At 60.1% G+C, this 19,071-nt stretch carries 22 protein-coding genes; 16 read left to right on the top strand and 6 right to left on the bottom strand.

Annotation, left to right across the window (positions count from 1 at the left end; genetic code table 11):
• The first annotated feature begins 4 nt into the window (after window positions 1-4).
• Genes H035_RS22320 through H035_RS17500 form a run of 5 tightly spaced genes read left to right on the top strand, consistent with a single transcriptional unit; the run spans window position 5 to window position 2,780 of the window.
• Entirely contained in the window at window positions 5-97 is a 93-nt protein-coding gene (locus H035_RS22320) for a hypothetical protein (protein ID WP_235044522.1), read from the top strand.
• Window positions 98-128: 31 nt separating this feature from the next.
• Entirely contained in the window at window positions 129-377 is a 249-nt protein-coding gene (gene merP / locus H035_RS0100545) for a mercury resistance system periplasmic binding protein MerP (RefSeq protein WP_456152362.1), read from the top strand.
• Between the two features lie 2 nt (window positions 378-379).
• Window positions 380-637, top strand: a complete 258-nt coding sequence (gene merF, locus H035_RS0100540; RefSeq protein ID WP_235044521.1) for a mercury resistance system transport protein MerF — start codon at window positions 380-382, stop codon at window positions 635-637.
• A complete protein-coding gene (gene merA, locus H035_RS0100535; RefSeq protein WP_022947066.1) occupies window positions 634-2,280 on the top strand; it encodes a mercury(II) reductase in 1,647 nt (548 codons plus the stop codon). Before merF ends, merA begins: the two co-directional genes overlap by 4 nt.
• A gap of 5 nt (window positions 2,281-2,285) precedes the next feature.
• Window positions 2,286-2,780 (top strand): hypothetical protein, encoded by a 495-nt coding sequence (locus tag H035_RS17500; protein WP_022947065.1) that lies wholly within the window; start codon window positions 2,286-2,288, stop codon window positions 2,778-2,780.
• Window positions 2,781-2,802: 22 nt separating this feature from the next.
• Here H035_RS17500 and H035_RS22670 read toward each other — a convergent pair whose 3' ends face one another.
• Both H035_RS22670 and H035_RS0100525 read right to left on the bottom strand, forming a co-directional pair.
• Entirely contained in the window at window positions 2,803-3,123 is a 321-nt protein-coding gene (locus H035_RS22670; RefSeq protein ID WP_407635327.1) for a DUF2283 domain-containing protein, read from the bottom strand.
• Window positions 3,029-3,889 carry an NAD(P)-dependent oxidoreductase gene (locus H035_RS0100525; RefSeq protein WP_022947064.1) on the bottom strand — a complete coding sequence of 287 codons (861 nt, stop codon included), beginning with the start codon at window positions 3,887-3,889 and terminating at the stop codon, window positions 3,029-3,031. The genes H035_RS22670 and H035_RS0100525 overlap by 95 nt, the downstream gene beginning before the upstream one ends.
• Window positions 3,890-4,108: 219 nt before the next feature.
• Here H035_RS0100525 and H035_RS0100520 point away from each other — a divergent pair, with 219 nt between their 5' ends.
• The gene (locus tag H035_RS0100520; RefSeq protein ID WP_022947063.1) at window positions 4,109-4,978 is read left to right on the top strand and encodes a sterol desaturase family protein; all 870 of its coding nucleotides are present in this window, start codon (window positions 4,109-4,111) and stop codon (window positions 4,976-4,978) included.
• A gap of 46 nt (window positions 4,979-5,024) precedes the next feature.
• On the top strand, window positions 5,025-5,465 hold the full coding sequence (locus H035_RS0100515; RefSeq protein ID WP_022947062.1) for a RipA family octameric membrane protein: 441 nt from the start codon (window positions 5,025-5,027) through the stop codon (window positions 5,463-5,465).
• A 1-nt stretch (window position 5,466) separates the two neighbouring features.
• Here the strand turns inward: H035_RS0100515 and H035_RS0100510 are convergent, their stop codons facing one another.
• Window positions 5,467-6,114 (bottom strand): MlaD family protein, encoded by a 648-nt coding sequence (locus H035_RS0100510; protein ID WP_022947061.1) that lies wholly within the window; start codon window positions 6,112-6,114, stop codon window positions 5,467-5,469.
• A complete protein-coding gene (locus tag H035_RS0100505) occupies window positions 6,111-7,031 on the bottom strand; it encodes a serine/threonine protein kinase (protein WP_022947060.1) in 921 nt (306 codons plus the stop codon). Before H035_RS0100505 ends, H035_RS0100510 begins: the two co-directional genes overlap by 4 nt.
• Window positions 7,032-7,097: 66 nt before the next feature.
• Between H035_RS0100505 and H035_RS0100500 the strand changes: the two genes are divergently transcribed.
• From H035_RS0100500 to H035_RS17495, 9 genes are all read left to right on the top strand, one after another.
• Window positions 7,098-7,964 carry a YicC/YloC family endoribonuclease gene (locus tag H035_RS0100500; protein ID WP_022947059.1) on the top strand — a complete coding sequence of 289 codons (867 nt, stop codon included), beginning with the start codon at window positions 7,098-7,100 and terminating at the stop codon, window positions 7,962-7,964.
• 205 nt (window positions 7,965-8,169) lie between these two features.
• Entirely contained in the window at window positions 8,170-8,472 is a 303-nt protein-coding gene (locus H035_RS0100495; protein WP_022947058.1) for a hypothetical protein, read from the top strand.
• Window positions 8,473-8,649: 177 nt separating this feature from the next.
• A complete protein-coding gene (locus H035_RS22665) occupies window positions 8,650-8,862 on the top strand; it encodes an MIT C-terminal domain-containing protein (RefSeq protein WP_200861554.1) in 213 nt (70 codons plus the stop codon).
• 284 nt (window positions 8,863-9,146) lie between these two features.
• Window positions 9,147-10,421 carry a hypothetical protein gene (locus H035_RS0100485; protein ID WP_022947056.1) on the top strand — a complete coding sequence of 425 codons (1,275 nt, stop codon included), beginning with the start codon at window positions 9,147-9,149 and terminating at the stop codon, window positions 10,419-10,421.
• A complete protein-coding gene (locus H035_RS0100480; RefSeq protein WP_022947055.1) occupies window positions 10,418-11,023 on the top strand; it encodes a condensin complex protein MksE in 606 nt (201 codons plus the stop codon). The genes H035_RS0100485 and H035_RS0100480 overlap by 4 nt, the downstream gene beginning before the upstream one ends.
• Complete coding sequence (locus H035_RS0100475; RefSeq protein WP_022947054.1) at window positions 11,020-13,785, top strand: hypothetical protein; 2,766 nt, start codon at window positions 11,020-11,022, stop codon at window positions 13,783-13,785. The genes H035_RS0100480 and H035_RS0100475 overlap by 4 nt, the downstream gene beginning before the upstream one ends.
• Window positions 13,782-14,672 carry a DUF7281 domain-containing protein gene (locus tag H035_RS0100470; protein ID WP_022947053.1) on the top strand — a complete coding sequence of 297 codons (891 nt, stop codon included), beginning with the start codon at window positions 13,782-13,784 and terminating at the stop codon, window positions 14,670-14,672. The genes H035_RS0100475 and H035_RS0100470 overlap by 4 nt, the downstream gene beginning before the upstream one ends.
• 208 nt (window positions 14,673-14,880) lie before the next feature.
• A complete protein-coding gene (gene gmk / locus H035_RS0100465) occupies window positions 14,881-15,495 on the top strand; it encodes a guanylate kinase (RefSeq protein WP_022947052.1) in 615 nt (204 codons plus the stop codon).
• A 199-nt stretch (window positions 15,496-15,694) separates the two neighbouring features.
• Window positions 15,695-16,477, top strand: a complete 783-nt coding sequence (locus tag H035_RS17495) for a transglycosylase SLT domain-containing protein (protein ID WP_022947051.1) — start codon at window positions 15,695-15,697, stop codon at window positions 16,475-16,477.
• Here H035_RS17495 and H035_RS17490 read toward each other — a convergent pair.
• Entirely contained in the window at window positions 16,474-17,787 is a 1,314-nt protein-coding gene (locus tag H035_RS17490) for an HDOD domain-containing protein (protein WP_022947050.1), read from the bottom strand. The two genes, H035_RS17495 and H035_RS17490, sit on opposite strands and share 4 nt — an antisense overlap.
• Before the next feature lie 6 nt (window positions 17,788-17,793).
• On the bottom strand, window positions 17,794-19,029 hold the full coding sequence (locus H035_RS0100450) for an HDOD domain-containing protein (protein WP_022947049.1): 1,236 nt from the start codon (window positions 19,027-19,029) through the stop codon (window positions 17,794-17,796).
• Window positions 19,030-19,071: the final 42 nt, after the last annotated feature.

Raw genomic sequence — 19,071 nt, 5'->3', positions numbered from 1 at the left:
CAGGGTGCGCGGCACCTACCAGTTCCTCTTCTGGCTCGCGTCCGGCCTGGTGCTGGTCGCGTTCGGTTTTCCCTATGTGCTTCCTTTGTTCTACTGATCAGGAGTATGTCATAAACAGACTATCTGCCTTGCTCGTTCTTGCCGCCGTCGCCGCCCCGCTCCGGGCCGCCATGCAAACCGTCACCCTGTCTGTGCCGGGGATGACCTGCGCCGCTTGCCCGATCACGGTCAAGAAGGCCCTTTCCCGGATCGATGGAGTGGACCAGGTCGAGGTGTGTTTCGAAAAGCGCCAGACAGTGGTGGCTTTCGACGATGTCAAGACCCTGACTCAGGCCACCGCAAATGCAGGCTATCCCTCGTCGGTCATGGAGGAATGAAAATGAACATGCAACTTCCAGAACCCCGCAAGCTTTTCCGCGTCGGCGTCATCGGCACGGTGGTGACCGCGCTGTGCTGCTTCACCCCGATCCTGGTCGTCCTGCTCGGGGTGGTCGGGCTGTCGGCGCTGACCGGTTATCTCGACTATGTGTTGTTTCCCGCGCTGGCCGCGTTTGTCGGTTTGACCGTTTACGCGCTGATCCAAAGGCGCCGGGTCGAAGCCAGTCGTACATCCGCAGAATCGGAGGAAAAACGATGATCGAACTGAAAGTAACCGGCATGACCTGCGACTCGTGCGCGGAGCACGTCCGAGAAGCCCTGGAGCAGGTGTCTGGGGTGCGGTCGGCGGCGGTGTCGTACCCTGAGGGGACAGCGCAAGTTCAATCAGATCCCGATGCGTCGCCGGATGCCTTGATCGCCGCCGTGGCCGCATTCGGCTACCGCGCCGAACTCGTCGATGCGGTCGGTCGGCTGGAAGGAGGCAACCTCGCCTCAGGCGAGGGGAGAAGACTTCACATTGCCGTCATCGGCAGCGGCGGGGCGGCGATGGCGGGGGCGCTGAAAGCGGTCGAGCGCGGCGCGCGCGTCACCCTCATCGAGCGCGGTACGATCGGCGGCACTTGTGTCAACATCGGCTGCGTGCCCTCCAAAACCCTGATCCGCGCAGCCCATATCGCCCATCTGCGCAGGACCAGTCCCTTCGACGGGGGCATCACCGCGGTCGAACCGGTGATCGATCGTGCCCACCTGCTTGATCAACAAGAAGGCCTGGTGGAGGAACTGCGCCGCGCCAAGTATGAAAGCATTCTGGACGGCAATCCGGCCATCACCGTGCTGCGCGGCGAGGCTCGCTTTATGGACGACCACCGCCTGATTGTGCACCTGAGCGAAGGCGGCCAGTGCGAGGTGGCCTTCGACCGCTGCCTCATCGCCACCGGGGCAAGACCTCAGATACCGCCGATTCCCGGTTTGCAAGACACACCCTATTGGATCTCGAACGAGGCGCTGGCAAGCGACACCATCCCCGAGCGACTGGCGGTGATCGGCTCGTCGGTGGTGGCGACCGAGCTGGCCCAGGCCTTCGCCCGGCTGGGCAGCCAAGTAACGATCCTGGCGCGCAGCACGTTGTTCTTCCGCGAGGATCCGGCCATTAGCGAGGCGCTGACCGCCGCCTTTCGCGCCGAGGGCATCGAAGTGCTGGAACAGACCCGGGCGAGCCATATTAGCTATGGAGATGGGGAATTCGTGCTGACCACGAACCGGGGCGAGGTGCGTGCCGACCGGCTGCTCGTCGCGACCGGACGCACGCCGAACACGCGTGAGCTGAATTTGGAAGCTGCCGGAGTCCAAAACAACGCGCGGGGCGCCATCGTCGTCGACAGCGCCACGCGCAGCAGCGCGCCGGATATTTACGCCGCCGGCGATTGCACCGACCAGCCGCAATTCGTTTACGTCGCGGCCGCCGCCGGCACTCGCGCCGCCGTCAACATGACCGGCGGCGAAGCCGTTCTCGACCTGACGGCGATGCCGGCGGTGGTGTTCACCGACCCCCAGGTCGCCACCGTCGGGCTGTCCGAAGCCGAGGCGCACCACGCCGGCATCGAGACCGACAGCCGCACGCTGACGCTGGACAACGTGCCGCGCGCCCTGGTCAACTTCAATCCGCGCGGTTTCATCAAGATGGTCGCCGAAGCCGGCTCAGGGCGTCTCATCGGCATTCAGGCGGTGGCGCCGGAGGCGGGGGAACTGATCCAAGCGGCGGCGCTCGCCATCCGCGCGCGGATGACCGTGGACGAACTCGCCGACCAGTTATTCCCTTACCTGACCATGGTCGAGGGGTTGAAGCTTGCCGCCCAGACCTTCAGCAAGGACGTTAAGCTCCTGTCCTGCTGTGCCGGCTAACGACCATGGTCCGCACCACCTCGGTCCATGAACGTCGTTCACGCCATGGCCGTTCCCTCACCCCGGCCCTCTCCCAAAGGGAGAGGGAGATCAAGGCGTCGCTGTGCGACCTTCACGTTAAAGAGGGCACAAGCAAAGATCTGGCCCGCTGCGATAGTCCTGGCGGCACGTGGCGGGCGCTGATCCTGTGGGGGTTGCCGGCGTTGGTCGCCGGCGGTGCGCTGATAGCGGTTTCCTGGAACAGGAGCTTGCTATGGTTGGCCGGCGCTGCGTTCGCCGTAATGGGCCTGGCCTGCCTCATTAACGCCGCTCGGTGCCGGCGCCTGCATTGCTTCATCACGGGCCCTTATTATTTCTTACTCGCTTTAGGCGCCTGGATAGGATTTTTCTATGACCCTATCGGCGAATATCATTCGACATTATGGTTGTTACTAGCGCTGGCGGTCTCGCCTTTGTTTATCTGGCTGCCGGAGCGCTTGGCGAGGAAGAAATACTGGTAAAAGCAGATGTTTCTGCTAGCGATCACGACGTACCGCAATACAGCTTGGCTGAGCCATTTAAGGATTTAACTCGCCATCCTATCTGGCATGGTTCGAAAACTAATTTATTCAATTCCGGGCGAGGGACCCGTTTGGATAGGTTTAGAATTTCTACACCGACGACCTGATTTTCAGCATTGTAATCTAATACCACCCCTGGAGATACTTCCTCTGACTCGATGACCCGGTGCGCGGCCCAAGGATCCCGATTATCTCTTTTCCAGAACCGCCTCGAACACGCACGAGTAATCCTCGCGTTCGTGACCTTCCAGGGCGCTCTGATACAACCGGCGCAGTTTTTCAAGCACTTGCGTATCGATCGCCCCGGCGCCTTGGACAAACAAATCGATGTCTTTGATCAAATGCTCGGTGGGGAAGTTGGGATTGCGGTAATCGTGCGCCGCCATCCGCGGCAGTTTCTTGTCGAAGGTGGGGGCATAGAGCGCGCTTTGCTTCAGAATATCCATGAAGGTATCCACCGGGGCGCCGTGTGCCTCCACGTAGGCCAGGCTGGTGGCGAACGCCGCGGTGAGGGAAGCGATGAGTTGATTCAACGCCAGCTTGCAGGCCGCGGCTTTTCCCGTCTCGCCGATCAGGCGCGGCTCCGATCCCAGACAGGTTAGGAGCGGCCGGACTTTAACAAAGACGTTTTCCGAACCGCCGGCCATGATGATCAGCTTGCCGGCCTTGGCTTCGGGAATGCTGCCGAGCACCGGCGCTTCCAAATAAGCGCCGCCGGCGCGGTTCACCCGATCCGCCAATTGCCGGCTTTCCTCGGGGCCGACGGTGGCCATCTGCACGAGGACCTTACCGGCCGGGTCGATCTCTTGCAGAGCCGCTTCGGTGGCGGCGAAATCGCTGAGCATGGTAAAGACGATTTCGCTATCGGCTGCGGCGTCTCCGGGCGTGGCACACGCTTGGGCGCCCTTTTCCCGCAACGCCTCGGCTTTGGACGGCGTGCGGTTCCAAACCTTGACGGGATGATACCCTTCCGCCAGCAGGCGTTCGGCCATCGGCCGGCCCATCAAGCCGGTGCCGAGCCATGCGATGGACGATTTTGTCTCAGCCATGGTTTTCCTCCTCGAGTATGATACCTATTACAAACGCGGCAACAGGTGGGCATTGGGTTATCCCAAACGCTCCTTGGAAGCCGAAGAGCGCCCTACGGGACACGCTGTAAATACCTCCATGTACTCTGCGCACGGTCCCGCAGGGCGCTCTCCGGCTTCCCTCTGCAAATACTCACCTGTGCCCTGAATGATGACATGATATAGGAGGGGAGGCATTCGATGCCCGATTGGAACGACTGGATCTTGAGCCACGAAGTGATCATTCGCTTGGGATGCACCCTCGGCGTCCTCGCCATCATGGCCGGATGGGAGAGGATCACCCCGCGGCGACGGCTGATTCTCTCGAAAACCGTGCGCTGGCTGAACAATCTTGTGTTGGTGGCGCTCAACAGTTTATTGGTCCGCCTCTTGTTCCCCGCCGCCGCGGTGGGCGTGGCGGCGTTTGCCGCCGAGCACGGCTGGGGATTGTTGCATCACTATCGGCCCCCGTTCGTCTGGGCGGTGATCGGGTCGGTCATGGCGCTGGATTTGGTCGTTTATCTTCAGCACGTGATGATGCACGCCGTTCCGGCGTTTTGGCGACTGCACCGGGTGCATCACGCCGACGTGGATTTCGACGTCACCACCGGTCTCCGTTTCCATCCCCTGGAAATCCTTCTGTCCTTGCTGATCAAGTTTTCCGCCATCGTGGTGCTGGGCGTGCCGGTGGTGGCGGTGGTGATTTTCGAGGTACTCCTCAACGCCACCGCCCTGTTCAATCACGGCAACATCCGACTGCCTCTCGGGTTGGACCGGGTTCTGCGCTGGCTGGTGGTGACCCCGGACATGCACCGGGTCCATCATTCGGTGGAAGAAGACGAAACCAACAGCAACTTCGGCTTCAACCTACCCTGGTGGGACCGCCTGCTGGGGACTTACCGCGCCCAACCCCGCGCGGGACACGAAGGAATGACCATCGGTCTGCACGGTTATCATCGTCCCAAACAGGTGGCTTGGCTGCCGGGCCTGTTGGCGTTTCCGTTCGCCGAACCGGTCGACGGTTATGTCATCAACCGCCGCGTGTGGTCTCCGCCGCGGCAAAAGCGCTAGAATGCCATCCCATGGAATCTGAGAAAAACAAAAACCGAGGATAGCCATGAGTGTTCATCAGCATCATTTGGACAAAGTCGACATCGACGTTTTATTGGAGTTCTACCGCCAGGCGTGCATCAACGCCCGCGCCTACATCGAACTCCGCTACAAACGCTTCGCCATCTTCGTCGCCATCAACGCGGTGATCGGCGCGGCCACCTTCGCCATCACCGAGCTCCATCCCTACCACGCTTATGTGTCGGTGTTCGGGATTTTGATGACCCTGCTCTTCTGGATATTGGACCGGCGCACCCAAGCCTTCTACGAACTCAAATGCCGGCGCATCCTGGCCTGCGAGAAATTATTGGGCGGCGCCGATTACTTCGTCCCCTACACCGAGGAAACGCCGCCGGGCATTCCGGTACGGCTGTTGATGAATCTCATCTTCGCCGTCATTCTGCTGGGCTGGCTGACGATCGAGGCGCTTTTCGTCCTGCAGCCCTGACTCATAAGTCGATGGGCTCCCGCTCGGAAGGCGCCGGTTTTTTCTCGGGGCGGGATTTTTCCATCTCCTCGCGCAAGCGCTCCATTTCCTCTTTCAGACGGGGAAGGACATCCCGCTCCATCTTCTTTTCCGCCTCGCGCATTTCTTCCATCAGGTTCTCCAAGCGCCGCTGGAGGTTCTGGAATTCGGGCGATTGGGGAATCTTCTCCAACTCTCTCGACAAGCCTTGGAATTCCTTCTGCAAGGCTTCCATACTCTCGCCGAATCCCCGGAGGATGGGGCCGAACAATTCCGCCATGGGTTCGCTCCCTTCGACCACCGCCCCCTCCTTGATCGGCTCGCCCTCCGGATTGGGGGCGATCCAAATGCTTTGGCGCCGCGGCCGGACGGGATCGGGTTCGATGGTGTAGCGCGAACCGCCGGTCACCTTCGATCCGTGGGGGGCGCGAATCTGCACCGCCACCCACAGACTGCCGTCCTCCACCGGCTGAATGGTTTCCACTTGCCCCACTTCCCGGCCGGCCAGGTAGACCCGGTCTCCGGCTTCGAGGCCATCCACCTCCTGAAAACGAATGAAAAAATTCAGATCCCGGCTTTGACAGCCCATCAAAACAGAAGCCAAGCACACGATCCAAGCAAGCGCTTTCATGACACGGTTCCCTTATCGGTTAGCAAGGACTCGAATTCTGCCACCGATTGGGGTCGGTTTGCAGGGTCCAGTTGCATGGCCCGGTCGATCGCCTCCAGCAACCCCCCGGGGTATTGGTTTCGATACAGACGCCGGGCGGGCTTGAGCGTGTCTCGTTCGAGGCGATCGGTGACCATGGGTGGGGGACGGCGGTCCAGGCACGTTCGGAGTGTCGCGCCCAAACCGTACAAGTCGCTCCAGGGGCCGAGGGGCCAATTGGAGCGGTATTGCTCCGGCGGTGAAAACCCCGGCGTCCGAATCTTGCCGGGACGTTTCCAATTGTCCTTGCTTTTGGGGTAGGGTTGGGCCGCCCCGAAATCCAACAGAAGCGGATCGTTACCGGGACGGATAAGGATATTTTCCGGCTTCAGATCCAGATGCAAAAAACCGTGGCGGTGAATGGCAGCCAGCGCCTGCAGCAACTTGCCTATGACTGCCAGAAAAAAAACACCGTCGAGACGCTTGGGCTGACGCTTCATATACCAACCCAGGCTTTTGCCGTAATCGTAGGTCATGACCATATAGACCGTATCGTTGGCGTGGAAGAAGCTGGTCACTTCGACGATATTGGGGTGTTTGAGGGTGGCCAACATGCGGGCTTCTTCCACGAACAGGCGCCGACCACGGAGAAACAGGGAGCGGGTGTCCTCGCTGTGGGGCACCACCTGCCCCTCCCAGTTCCGATAGGCGAGCTTGCGCGGCAGGTATTCCTTGATCGCCACTTGGGTCTGATCGACGAGATGGCGGGCCAGATAGACGGCACTGAAGCCGCCGTCGGCCAACGGCCGTTCGATGACATAATGATCGATCACCGTCCCCAAGGGCAGATGGACGAATGCTTGGTCCTGGGCATCGGTGGACGAGGGGGCCTTCAACATCGGGGTTTCATCCTCACGGGTTTGCGCTTACTATGCTGCAAGTTTAATCATAGTCGGTTTCGCCTCATGGTCTACAGCATGACCGCCTTCTCCGAGCACGAAGGCCGGACACCACACTACACTGTTCGCTGGGAGATCCGCTCGCTCAACTCCCGCTATTTGGATTTGATCCTCCGCCTGCCGGACAATCTGCGCTTCTTAGAGCCCGAGATCCGGAAACGGATCGGCGGCCGTCTCAACCGGGGTAAAGTGGAATGCGCCTTGAAGTTGGGACCGTCCACGGATGCTTCGTTCGCCTTCGAACTCAACCGGCCGGTCGCCGAAGCGGTGGTCCGGGCGCTTTCGGAAATCGAACCCTTGCTGGGAGCTTCGGCACCGGTATCTCCCCTGGAAGTGGCACGCTGGCCCGGCGTCTTGCAGGAAGCGGGCATGGATCGGGAAACGGTAGAGGCCGCCGCCCTGGAAAGCCTCGAGGCGGCCTTGGAAAAACTGTTGACGATGCGCCAAAGGGAAGGCGTCCAACTGGCGCAATTTCTCCGCCAGCGCTGCGAAGAAATACACCGGCAAGTGACCCAAGCCCGTCAGGCCCTGCCGCAGGCGCTTCCCCAGTTGCGGGAAAAACTGCTGGGGAAAATCCGGGAACTGGGGCAGACCCCGGATTTCGACCGGCTCGAACAGGAGCTGGTCTACCTGGCTCAGAAATGGGATGTGACCGAAGAACTGGACCGGCTCGACACCCATCTGGAGGAAGCGGACCGCCTCCTGACTCAGGATCACCCCATCGGCCGGCACCTGGACTTTCTATGTCAGGAAATGAACCGCGAGGCCAATACCCTGGCCGCCAAGTCGGCTTCCACCGCATTGACCCAGTACGCGATCGAAATCAAGGTCTTGATCGAGCAAATGCGCGAGCAGGTGCAGAATATAGAATGATGTTCTATGGCGTTTTGTCGCGTTCTTATAGCACTTTAAAGAAAGAATTTTACTGAATTTGACTGTGATCGCATTCAGCAGCTCAAAGGCCAACTGGACATCCTGCAGGAGCGCATCGACGAAAAAGTACAGCAAAACCCGGTCACAGGCAGAAGCGCCTGCTTGCCGTGATCAAGGACCGGACTTTGTTCAGCGGCAATCCAGCTTGGCCGAACGCACGGGCCGGGGCATCGACCGAATCTTCGAGGGCATGCTCCGCTACGGACGTACCGCCCCGGACTATTCCAGGTCGTCCGCTCACAAGGTATCCGTGCGCATGAGCGCGGCGGACGCGGACGCCGAATTCCTGCGCATGATCGTCGAGCGCGAGGAACAGACTGGCACCGCCATGCCCATCGACAGCCTGATTATCCTGTCCCGGCTGCGCAATGAGTGGCGCACGTATTTCCGTGTGCTGTCGGCACAATGTTTAGGCCGGGCCGCATGGCGTCCGTCTGCTGGCATTTAAGCGATGCGGCTATCCAATGGTAATAAGAATGACCTATGAACAGAACCGATGCTGAAGCGTTGCTGCGTACTGCGGTGGGAAACGCAACCGCAAGCTTCCGTAGTGGCCAATGGGAAGCCATTGATGCTTTGGTAAGCCAGCGCAAAAAGCTACTGGTAGTTCAGCGAACCCGGCACGATTCATGTCGACTTCACTTGGGAGTTTGACGAAACCGGCACCATTCACGCCCGTCATATCGTAACGGACCACGGCTGGAGGATATCGCTGGACAAAGGCCTGGATATATTCCAACACTACGAGATGAACGACGAGGCCTTTGCTTTTGCCAATCGGCTGCAGCAGTTTCGCTCCGGCAAGGCCTTCGAGGTAACGTTTATCAAGCAGGCTTAGGCAGCACGGCAATCGCAAGAGGAGGCTTCCGATTCCCGCTCACACCAGGACGGAAACAACTGTTCACCATCGGCATAGTCCCTTCTCCCCTTGGGGGAGAAGGCTAGGATGAGGGGGAATCAAATCTTTCTTTGACCACACCCTCGCTCCTCCCTCCCCGCCAGCGGGGGGATAACGATTCCTACGGCTTCCCTACTAATCCCGCCTCAGCAGAGGGACAGTCCCGATGATATGGCAAAATAACCTGTAAAAGGAAAACCTCGTCAGAGAAGTTAAAGCATTTTATGGCCACCCCGAAAAGCCTCGTCGCCCAACTGCATAGACATTGGGAGATCATCGAAGACCTGGCGCGTGCATCGCGGGATATGCCCGCCTTCGAAGAGCGCCAGGTGCTGGCGGTGATCGCCAAGCATCAGCCCCGGGCCGGGCCGGAAGACCACGCCGCCGCCCTGCGCTCCCTCTGCAACGCGGATTTGCTGCAGCTTCTGAGTCGCACCTCCCACCTGCAGCTTAACCCCCTGGTGCTGGAATTTGTCCGCGGACTGACCCGCGAGCACGAGCTGGGGCTGTCGTCGGTGCTCAAGGCCCGGGTCGAGGCGATTCGGCAGGCGACAGAGCAGCTCCGCGAAGGATTGCATCGGAACGATTCCGATCTGATGCGCCGCGGAGCGGGGCGCCTTTCCGAACTGTTCCGCCAGATCGGTCAGCAGCTGGATCAGGACCGCCATGCCATCCTGGAACTGGCGGAAAACGCCAAGGCCGGCGACGCCGCCATGCCCATCGACCGGCGCTATCAAGCCGTGCTGGAAGCCTACGATCAGTATGTCGAACCGATGAACGAGATGATGGACAGCGGCTCCGACGGCACCTTCTATCCCTATCTGGTCGCGGCCGAGCAGGCGCTGGATGCGGCCACGGAAGTCCTGTCGGTTCGCGGAGCGCTCTACACCCACCGCCTGCAACTGCGGCAGGTGGCCTATCAGGCCAAGGAGCTGCGCCGCCTGGGGCGGGTCGTCGCCCAGCAATGCGCCGATACGCTGTTGCCGTTGCGGGAAGAGGCACGGCAACATAATCAGCTGTCGGCATCCATCAGCCATCTGCTGGGTCGGGTGCGCAAACAGGGGCTGGCCCGCGGATTGCGACGCCACGGCGCGCAAAGCAAGCTGCCATTGTGGCAACGGGAGCGCCGCAGCCGCATTCATTTGGGGGACGAGATCCGCACCCTGATGGCCGAAGCCCGGGATTATACGCCTCGACCAGAGGCCTTCCCGGAGGAATTACCGGCCGATCCGGCCGATTTGAGCGCCTGGATCGATGAGACCGAACTGCGCGAAGCGCTTCAGGCCGCACTGCCGGTGCACAATCTGATGACCTGGCTGCAGCAGCGGTATCCGACCCTGCCCGATGCCGTCGTGCTGCGCCTCTATCACGATCTGGTGCGCGAGCCACGGTGGCAAGCACAATTGCAACCGCAGACCACCACCACCGATCTGAAGGCACTGCGGGTACACTATCATCCCCATCAGTTGCAACCGTTACCCGAGGATGCCGCTTCATGACGGATACCCCGCTGGCGCTGGACCGGCTCACTCACCTGGCGACGCTGTTCAGGGAATTGGGCAACGGCAAACACATCAACCGGCTCTCCGATCCCATGCTGTGGGCCGAGCTGGAACGCGAAGAGGCGGCTTACCGCGCGCTCTTCGGCGCGCTCGGTTACGATCTGCGACTGGATGGACGCGGATTTGCCTGGTTTCATACCGAGGAAGCCAGCGGTAACGTCAACAAGACCTCCCGCCAGCTGGCGCTGCTCTTCATGGTGATCTTCGATACCCAGGCGGATGCCGGCAAGCCCTTGCTGCGCTTCGGCGACTGGGCGATCGATCGGTCGCTGCTGAACACCGTGCATGAACAACATCAGGAGCTGCTGACCGCCGAGGGGCTGGATACCGAGGGCTTGGCGAGCCTGCTGGAGACCGCCGCGCGCTTCGGGTTTGCGCGGGAAGCCGGCGGCCATTGGCAGCTGTTGCCGGCGGTGTGCCGCTACCTCGATCATTTCGAGGCGCTGGCCGCCGAGAGCCGCGAGGCGTCGGATGAACCGGCGGCAGCCGAGGATGAGCTTGATCGGGACGAGCCGACCGCAAGCGAGGATATGCGATGATTCAACATGGCTTTCAGCGCCTGGTGCTGCTCGGCAGCGCCGGCTATCAGCGGGCCGAATTGCCCTTGGATGACTCGGTTTCCCTGATCGCGCCCAACAACACGGGCAAGACCAGCCTGATCAACGCGCTTCAGTTTCTGCTGATCATCGACCGGCGGCGCATGGATTTCGGCGCCCACGATTTCGACAAGACCCGCCGCTTCTACTTTCCCGGCAACAGCGCCTATATCCTGCTGGAGGTGAGCCTGCCCCAGATCGGCACGGCGGTGCTGGGCTGCGTCGGCAAAGGCGTCAGTCATGAATATGAATACTTCGCCTACAAGGGCCCGCTGGTGGTGGAGGATTATCGGCAAAAGGACGGCTCCTTGGCACCTCAACCGCAGCTGGTCAACCATCTCGCCCGGCGGGAGCGGCTGGTGTTCAAATACAATCCGACGGAATTCCGCGACCTGATCTACGGCGGCCGCAGAACCCGCAGCGGCAACGAGCCGGACTTTACCGTGTTCAAGCTGGAACACGCCTCGGACGCGCAGGCCTTCCAGCAGGTGCTGACCCGCACCCTGCGGCTCGACAAGCTCAGCTCGACCGATGTGAAGGCCTATCTGCTGCAGATCTTCAAGCGCGACCTGCCGGACGCCAATATCGATTTCAAACAAGAATGGGACAAGGCGTTTGCCGAGGTCAACGCCGAGCGCGACCAGTATCGGGCGGCGGTCGATCAGCTCGAACGCATCGAGGCAATGGCGCGGGACTACGAGGAACGCTTGAAACTGCGCGGCAAACTGATCGACTGGCGGCCGCGGGTCGATCAGGGTCTGGCCGCCTGGCAAAGCCACTATGACAGCCGGCAGCAATCCCTGGCCGATCAGGAAAGGGAGCTGCGAGAAGCGCAGCGCCGGCAGACCGCGCGCGACCGGGAATTGACGACCGAGCGGTTCGAGCTGACCCAGCAACGCAAAACCCTGGGGGAAGAAGATGAGAAAATGGAAGCGCTGTCCCGCCGGTTTGCCTTGGTCCACGAACGCGAGGAGCTGGAGAATCGGCTGGCGGAGTGCGAGCGACAGCTGGATCGGCAGACCACACTCCTGGGCCAGATCAGCGGGCGGCCGGTGTCGGCCATTCGCCGCGATCAACAAACCCGGCAACGCGAGCTGGCGCAGCTGGAACAACAGCGCGAGCACCTGAATGACAACCTCTATCGCCGTCTCGGCGAATCTTTGTCGGCGGATCAACTCGACCGGTTGAACCGGGTATTGAGCCCGCCGGTGATGACGCTGGCGCCGGAGACCTTCTCCCTGGACATCGAGCCGCTGCGGCAGATGCTGGCGCAGTCGGATCGGAACCGGCTGCAACTGCCCGGCCTGTCCCTGACATTGGCCTCATTGAGTCCGCAGCACCGACAGCTGACCGAAGCGGAATTGGACGAACAACTGACCGATACGCGGCAACAGTTGCAGGCGTTGGCGGAACAGTTGCAGGCCGCCGAGCGGTTGGCGGATGCGCAGCACAAGAAGCACCAACTGGAACAGGAAAAACGTCAGCGGGAACAGGATCTGGCCGACTATGACCGGCTGCAACAGCTGCTCGACGAAGCGCCCGAGCGGCGGAACCGGCAAACACAGCTGCAACAACAACTCGATGAAGTCGAGCAGGCACTGAAACAATCGGAGGAAACGGCCAAACAGCTTCAAGACCGCCTGGATCGGGTCAGGCAGGATCAGGCGAATCTGCGAAATCAGCACCAGACCATCGAACGCGCCCGAACTCAGCGCGGCGACAGCAGCGAGATCTTCGGTTATCTGGATCGATTGGACCATCACCCCTGGCTGGAAGAAACCGGCTGGGCGCTGGATCGGCTGGCCGACAAGCTGCAAACCTACCAGCGCGACTGCCGCCGTCTGCAGGACCTGGATCACTCCCTGCGGACGGACCTGCGCGAGCTGCATTCCGGCGGCCTGACCAAGTACCAATACAGCGACAGCCCCGACCGGGAGCTGAAAGCCATCATCGACTTCAGCCGGCAACTGCCCCGGGAGAGAGAGGCGCTGGAGAAGAAGGCGCGCAGCGCCGTGGTCAACGTGACCGCCAGCCTCCGGGAGCTGCGCGACGGCCTGCTCTCGTTCAAAAGTAAAATGCGCGAATTCAACCGTCTGATCGGCCACCGCCAGCTGTCGGATCTGAAAACCTTCAAAATCGAACCGCAAGACGAAACCCACCTGGTGACGGCCATCAACACCCTGATCGACACCGCCGCACAAGTGGAGACCGGCGAAAGCTTCGAGCTGTTCAACCAGGCCAGCGTCCTCGACGACAAGCAGCTGGATCGGGCCAAGCAGATCCTGATCGACGAGGGGAATGCGCGCCAGGGATTGAAGGTCGCCGACCTATTCCGGCTGGAATTCGTGGTGGGCAAGCTCGACCAGCCGGCGGACGCTTTTCAGGACATCGACAGCGCCGCCTCCAACGGCACGGTGCTGATGGCCAAACTGGTGACCGGATTGGCGATGCTCCACCTGATGCAGGATCAGCGGCATCAGGTTCGCGCCGTCTGCTATCTGGACGAAGCCCTGGCGCTAGACGCCCGCAACCAGACCCATCTGATCGAAACCGCCCACGAATTCGGTTTCGCCCTGATCTTCGCCTCGCCGGCGCCCCTCACCACCGTTCGCTATTGCGTGCCGATCCAGCATCACAACGGCAAAAACCATATCAGCCGTCAGAGCTGGCAGGTACTCGAGTCATTGAGCGAGGCAAATCCATGAGCCGCGCTCTGCGGGCCGCGCTGGGCAAGCTGTGTCGGGCCCAAGACGATCGGCTGGCCGGCTCGCAACTCAGCAGCGCCCAACGCAAGGCGCTGGATGCGTTCGCCCGTCAGACCGGCAGCGTGCAGATCCAGCCCCGCGGCCGCGGCGTATTCTACCGCATCGTGCAACCGGCCGTGGTCGAGCGCCATTGGCGCGACCTGACCCCCATCGACGCGGACGAGTTGGATGCCGATCTACCCAAGCGCGCCGGCAACATCGCCCGCGCTCGCTTCAGCAAGAGATCCCTCCACAGTCACGACCTTCACTACCTGCTGCTGAAAGCGGCCGGCCCGGTTCAATGGCGCGATGGCGCCGGTCATCGACTAGACCTGGACCTGGCCACCGTCCGGCAAGGCGCTGCCGTTCTGGCCATCGACAACGACATGCGAAAAGACAGTGGCTGGCATACGGCCGGAACGCTCTGGCTAGTCGAAAATCAGGCGCTGTTCGACCGGCTCGACTGGCTGCCCGATCGAATGCACGCCAGTGTGGCTTACTATGGCGGTCAACTGCGCAAGGGATTGATCGAATGGCTGGCGGCACGGCCCCGTGCCGCCAGAGTCCGGTTCTTTCCCGACTACGATGGGGTGGGCCTGCTCAACTATGCGCGCATCAAGGAACGGCTGGGCGACGCCGTTCAGCTCTGGCTCATGCCCGCGTGGGAATCCCGTTTGCGCCGTTACGGCAACGCGGAGCTGTGGCAAGGTACGGCAAGAGAATTTCAGGCAGCGCAACGCCGCCTGACCGAGCTTGTGCTGGAACCGGAAGTGCTTGAACTGATCCGGACGATGCAATCCCTTGGGATGGCGCTGGAGCAAGAGGCGGTATGGGTGGACACGACCTAACCCATCAAGCCGGGGCATCTTTGCCAACGAGTCAGGGCAAATCCAACGTTATTTTGTAGCAACCGTCAGCGTCATCTCGCTCCCACCGTCCAACATCCCACGGGGTAAAATCGTGTCACTTTATCGAACGGCATGGACCGCTGACCGAGGAAATTGCTTTAATAAAATTTTTTTCACTCGATAACCCAATCCAACAAACCGAATAACCATGGCTAAAGGCACGCTTTTCATCGTTTCCGCCCCGTCGGGCGCCGGTAAGACCAGCTTGTTGAAACAATTGCGGGAAGAATTGGAGAATGTGGTGATTTCCGTCTCGTACACCACCCGGTCCATGCGACCCGGTGAGGTGGACGGCAAGGATTATTGCTTCGTCACCCGGGAGCAATTTGAAACCATGCTCGCCGAGGACGCCTTCCTGGAATACGCACGGGTCTTCGATAATTATTACGGCACCGCTCGCGCTCAGGTTCAGGAAAATCTGGCGCGGAGCCTGGACGTCATATTGGAAATCGACTGGCAGGGCGCGCGCCAGGTGCGGGAAAAGCTGCCCGACAGCCGTTCCGTCTTTATTCTCCCCCCGGCCCGGGACATTTTGGAAGAACGGCTGCGCGGACGCGGCCAGGACAGACCAGACATCATCGCCCGGCGCATGCGCGACGCCCGCGCCGAAATATCCCACTACGCCGAATACGATTACTTGGTCGTGAACGACCATTTCGAGCAAGCCTTAGGTCAACTCAAAAGCATTTTGATTGCCGACCGCCTGCGTTTGGACAGGCAACAGGAAACGTTGGGCGAACTTCTGCAAAACCTGCTTGCCTGACCGCCATTCCAGTGGCCAATCCAATGCAGAACCGTCCCCTTTTGCCCGCCTATAAGAGGCTGTTTAATCTCCGCCATAACAACTGTCAGATTTTTTTACATTTTCTGGCGTAATATTCGCCAAAGCCAGGAAAATCAAGGGTTGGTTCGAAAATTGCGTTGGATGTATTCAAAGCAAACCGAACCAAGAGGATGCAGTCATGGTGCGGATAAAATGGATCACTGGATTAGTGCTTTTCATATGTCTCGCGGCCGCAGAAGCCAAGCAATATTCCCTGTCCGCGCCCAAATTGCGTCAGGCCGCTCTCCAGCATGAACACGAAAAGGAATATGCGGACGCGTTTCGCCTGTACTGCCTGGCGGCGGCTTTGAACGACCCCATCGCCATGCATCACCTGGGTTGGATGTACTTCAACGGCCGCGGGATGCCGCGCAACCTGGAAGTCGCCATGGGCTGGTTCCGACGCGCCGCCCTTCAAGGAGACCCTTATTCCTGGCGGATGGCCAAGCGTTTCCGCGACGTATCGCCCCGCCGCGATGCCGATTGTCCGGTCACCCGCGACCCCAAACGCATGAGCAAAGAAAGAGTGGCCACCTGGGCCAAGCTGTTGGGGAATGAATTGGGCGTGGACCCTCGCCTGGTCTTGGCGGTGATCAAAGCCGAATCGAATTTCAATCCTTCCGCCATGTCGCCTTCGATGGCCTATGGCTTGATGCAACTCATGCCCGCCACTGCCCGGCGGTTCCACGTCAACCGCCTGCATCCGGTGGAAAACATGATCGGGGGGGTGCTTTACCTGCGCTGGTTGCTACGCCGTTTCGACGGAAACGTACGCTTGGCGCTGGCGGCCTATAACGCCGGGGAAAACGCCGTTAAGCGTTACCGGGGAATCCCGCCCTATCGGGAAACCCGTCGTTACGTGAGCAAGATCGTCGCCGCCTATCCCCATACCACCCATCCCGTTCCCCGGACCGCCCTTTAGCGCAGAATTCTCAGAATTTCTTGTACCTGGGTGCGGGCGTCGCAAAGCACTTGTAGGGAATATTCAGGCGACAAGCTGCCGTTGCGCAGCTTGTTGCAAGCGGGAATGGAGTTGATCGGCGGAACTTCGTTCATGCGGGAGGTTTCCATGTAGCGGTGCAGCCTGGACAACATCACGATATCCCCCAGGGACAATTCGGGATCGTCATCGTAATGCCAGACATCGGCTCTTCTCGGAATCTCCACCAACTCATCCGGAAAACCCCATTTTTGCAGGATATAGTATCCGATAGGGCCGCGAATGACCGGAAGGGCGGCGTCGACTTCCTCCTTTTGATAATAGGACTGGGGAAAGCCGTCGGCGAAGGTCAAAAAAGGAATGATGCCGATATTGCAGATCAGTCCCGCCAGGAAAGCTTCCTCGGGATCGTGCCAGTGATTATCCTTGGCCAGGACGTAAGCCAAGGCGGCAACATGGAGCCCTTCCTGCCAAGAATCGCGCATTTTTTGACATAAAAACGCATCTTTGGATTTAAAGACATTGCGCATGCACAGGGAAAGGGTAAGATTGCACGTCGCCCTGAGACCGAGGCGGTTGATCGCTTCCAGGCATGTGCGGGCCGGGTTCGCGGCGAGATACAAGGGACTGTTGGCAATATGCATCAAATTGGCGGCGATGGAAGCGTCGGCCTGGACGATTTTGGCCGCCTCGGCCACGCCGATATCCTCCTTTTCGATGGCCCGGCGTAGCGCCAGGGCGATATCGGGCAAGGTAGGCAGCGTCAATTCCTCGTTGAGGAAATTTTGGCAAAATGCCTGGAACAACTGGCTATTACGGAGTTGCTTGGGCGCCCGCCAACGGTTTGGATCCAGCAACCGGTCATCTTCCATCTGATCCTTCAAATTTTTCCGCATGACCTTGGCCAAGACCCGAATCACCTCCACGTCGGTCCGGGCGATCGCGGTGGTATTGTGGGCCTCCCCGGAAGAAAGGGGGAACCTGGCTTTGGCGGTGCCGGCGGCGACCTCGTAACTTTGCTCATCATTGAGCCTCATCGTCACCGTCCCTCTCAGAAGATAGAAGACATGCGCCTCGGTTTCGCCGCGCTCGAACAGGACCGATCCGGGCGCATAGGTCTCGGTCCGCTGGGTCAAGGCGAACGCGTTCAACTCCTCCTCGCTCAGACTGCGCAAAGGAATCAACTGCTGAAGTTCGGTAACCGTAATCGGACGCGGCGGAAATTTTCCCGACGGTTTGCGGCCCTGGCCGGTGCTCGAACCGCCCCGTTTTCCTAATAGTCGTTCCAACATAAAACTTCAGTAATCGAAGAACATTCGGACTTGCTCGATTTGCTGTTGAGCATTATGCAATAGATTCAGTGAGAATTCCGGAGAAATTTGCCGCATATCCAGTTTCTGAAAAGCCGGCAAGACCTCGATGGGAGGCAGCTCCCCGGTTTTTCTCCGCCCCAGACGGGCATGCCAGTGGGCCAGAATCACGATATCGGTCAAGCGGGTCGGCCCGGGGGCATGATAAAACCAATCGTCGCAAAAAGCGGGAATACCGCACATCTCTTCGGGGAACCCCCAAGCTTTCAGCATCTGAATCCCCAAGCCTCCCCGAACCGCCCGTACCCCGGCCTGCAACATGTTTTCCGAAAGCGAATCGGCGGGGAAATCCGCGGCAAAGTACAAGAACGGCAACGCACCCACATGGGACATCAAACCGGCGAGCAAAGCCTGCTCCGGGTCCACGCCGCCAATATGGCGCCCCAATACATAGCTCAAGCATGAAACCCGCACACTGTTCCGCCAGATGCTTTGAATTTGGCGCTGGACCTTCTTTTGCCGACACTGGAACAAGCGCCCCACGGTCAATGCGGTAACCAACTGTCGGGCGGCATTGAGACCGATACGCGCAATCGCCTGCTGACAGGTGGCTACGGGGGTTACGCCCGAGTAAAGCGGACTATTGGCGATTTCAATCAAGCGGGCGGTGACGATGGGATCGGTTTGAATGATCCGGGCGCCTTCATCCGCGCCGATCTCTTTTTGCATCGCCGCGCGCAGGCGGATGGCCGCCTGCGGCAGCGTCGGCAGGGTCAAGGAGTTTTCCCGATAAGTGCGCCAGAAGGTATAAAACACCTCGCTCTGGCGTAAAATGTCCGGCAATTGCGCGAAATCGACGCTTAAACCGGCGGCATCGATGGACTTGGCGCGCTTATTCTCCAAGGCGGTAAGCATGGCCGATTCCGGCAGGGACAGCAGAGTCACGTCGGTTTTGGCGGTGGCCGTGGTTTCGTAATGACTCCCGCAGGCCAGCGGATATTGGGCCATCTTCGATCCGGAAGAAACCGCCCGGATCTGCTCACCACGCACCAGCATTACTTCTCCGTCCAACAAGTAAAAAGCGGTGCCGTCGCTCGGACCTTGCTGAAATAACAGCGTACCCGGCGGATAGCGATGGCTGCGACAAGCGGGCAGCAACAAGCTAAGTTCGGACCCATTGAGATGATTGCATGGAATGAGCTTCCTCAACTGCTCGGGAAGCATCGGCGCGGAATCGGAGTCGATTGAGGAAGCGCGCTCGAAGGC

The sequence above is a fragment of the Methylohalobius crimeensis 10Ki genome (assembly GCF_000421465.1).
In the GTDB taxonomy this organism is placed as follows: Bacteria; Pseudomonadota; Gammaproteobacteria; order Methylococcales; family Methylothermaceae; genus Methylohalobius; species Methylohalobius crimeensis.
The sequence above is the reverse complement of the archived record's forward strand: the minus strand, read 5'-3'. Positions and strand labels throughout refer to the sequence as shown.

Excerpts from the sequence above, each read along its gene's own strand:
- gmk (WP_022947052.1), top strand. The coding sequence starts at position 14,881 with ATGGCTAAAGGCACGCTTTTCATCGTTTCCGCCCCGTCGGGCGCCGGT.
- H035_RS0100525 (WP_022947064.1), bottom strand. The coding sequence starts at position 3,889 with ATGGCTGAGACAAAATCGTCCATCGCATGGCTCGGCACCGGCTTGATG.
- H035_RS0100475 (WP_022947054.1), top strand. The coding sequence starts at position 11,020 with ATGATTCAACATGGCTTTCAGCGCCTGGTGCTGCTCGGCAGCGCCGGC.
- H035_RS0100515 (WP_022947062.1), top strand. The coding sequence starts at position 5,025 with ATGAGTGTTCATCAGCATCATTTGGACAAAGTCGACATCGACGTTTTA.
- H035_RS17500 (WP_022947065.1), top strand. The coding sequence starts at position 2,286 with ATGGTCCGCACCACCTCGGTCCATGAACGTCGTTCACGCCATGGCCGT.
- H035_RS0100510 (WP_022947061.1), bottom strand. The coding sequence starts at position 6,114 with ATGAAAGCGCTTGCTTGGATCGTGTGCTTGGCTTCTGTTTTGATGGGC.
- H035_RS0100470 (WP_022947053.1), top strand. The coding sequence starts at position 13,782 with ATGAGCCGCGCTCTGCGGGCCGCGCTGGGCAAGCTGTGTCGGGCCCAA.
- merA (WP_022947066.1), top strand. The coding sequence starts at position 634 with ATGATCGAACTGAAAGTAACCGGCATGACCTGCGACTCGTGCGCGGAG.
- H035_RS0100480 (WP_022947055.1), top strand. The coding sequence starts at position 10,418 with ATGACGGATACCCCGCTGGCGCTGGACCGGCTCACTCACCTGGCGACG.
- H035_RS17495 (WP_022947051.1), top strand. The coding sequence starts at position 15,695 with ATGGTGCGGATAAAATGGATCACTGGATTAGTGCTTTTCATATGTCTC.
- H035_RS0100500 (WP_022947059.1), top strand. The coding sequence starts at position 7,098 with ATGGTCTACAGCATGACCGCCTTCTCCGAGCACGAAGGCCGGACACCA.
- H035_RS0100450 (WP_022947049.1), bottom strand. The coding sequence starts at position 19,029 with ATGCTTCCCGAGCAGTTGAGGAAGCTCATTCCATGCAATCATCTCAAT.
- H035_RS0100505 (WP_022947060.1), bottom strand. The coding sequence starts at position 7,031 with ATGTTGAAGGCCCCCTCGTCCACCGATGCCCAGGACCAAGCATTCGTC.
- H035_RS0100485 (WP_022947056.1), top strand. The coding sequence starts at position 9,147 with ATGGCCACCCCGAAAAGCCTCGTCGCCCAACTGCATAGACATTGGGAG.
- H035_RS17490 (WP_022947050.1), bottom strand. The coding sequence starts at position 17,787 with ATGTTGGAACGACTATTAGGAAAACGGGGCGGTTCGAGCACCGGCCAG.
- H035_RS0100520 (WP_022947063.1), top strand. The coding sequence starts at position 4,109 with ATGCCCGATTGGAACGACTGGATCTTGAGCCACGAAGTGATCATTCGC.
- merF (WP_235044521.1), top strand. The coding sequence starts at position 380 with ATGAACATGCAACTTCCAGAACCCCGCAAGCTTTTCCGCGTCGGCGTC.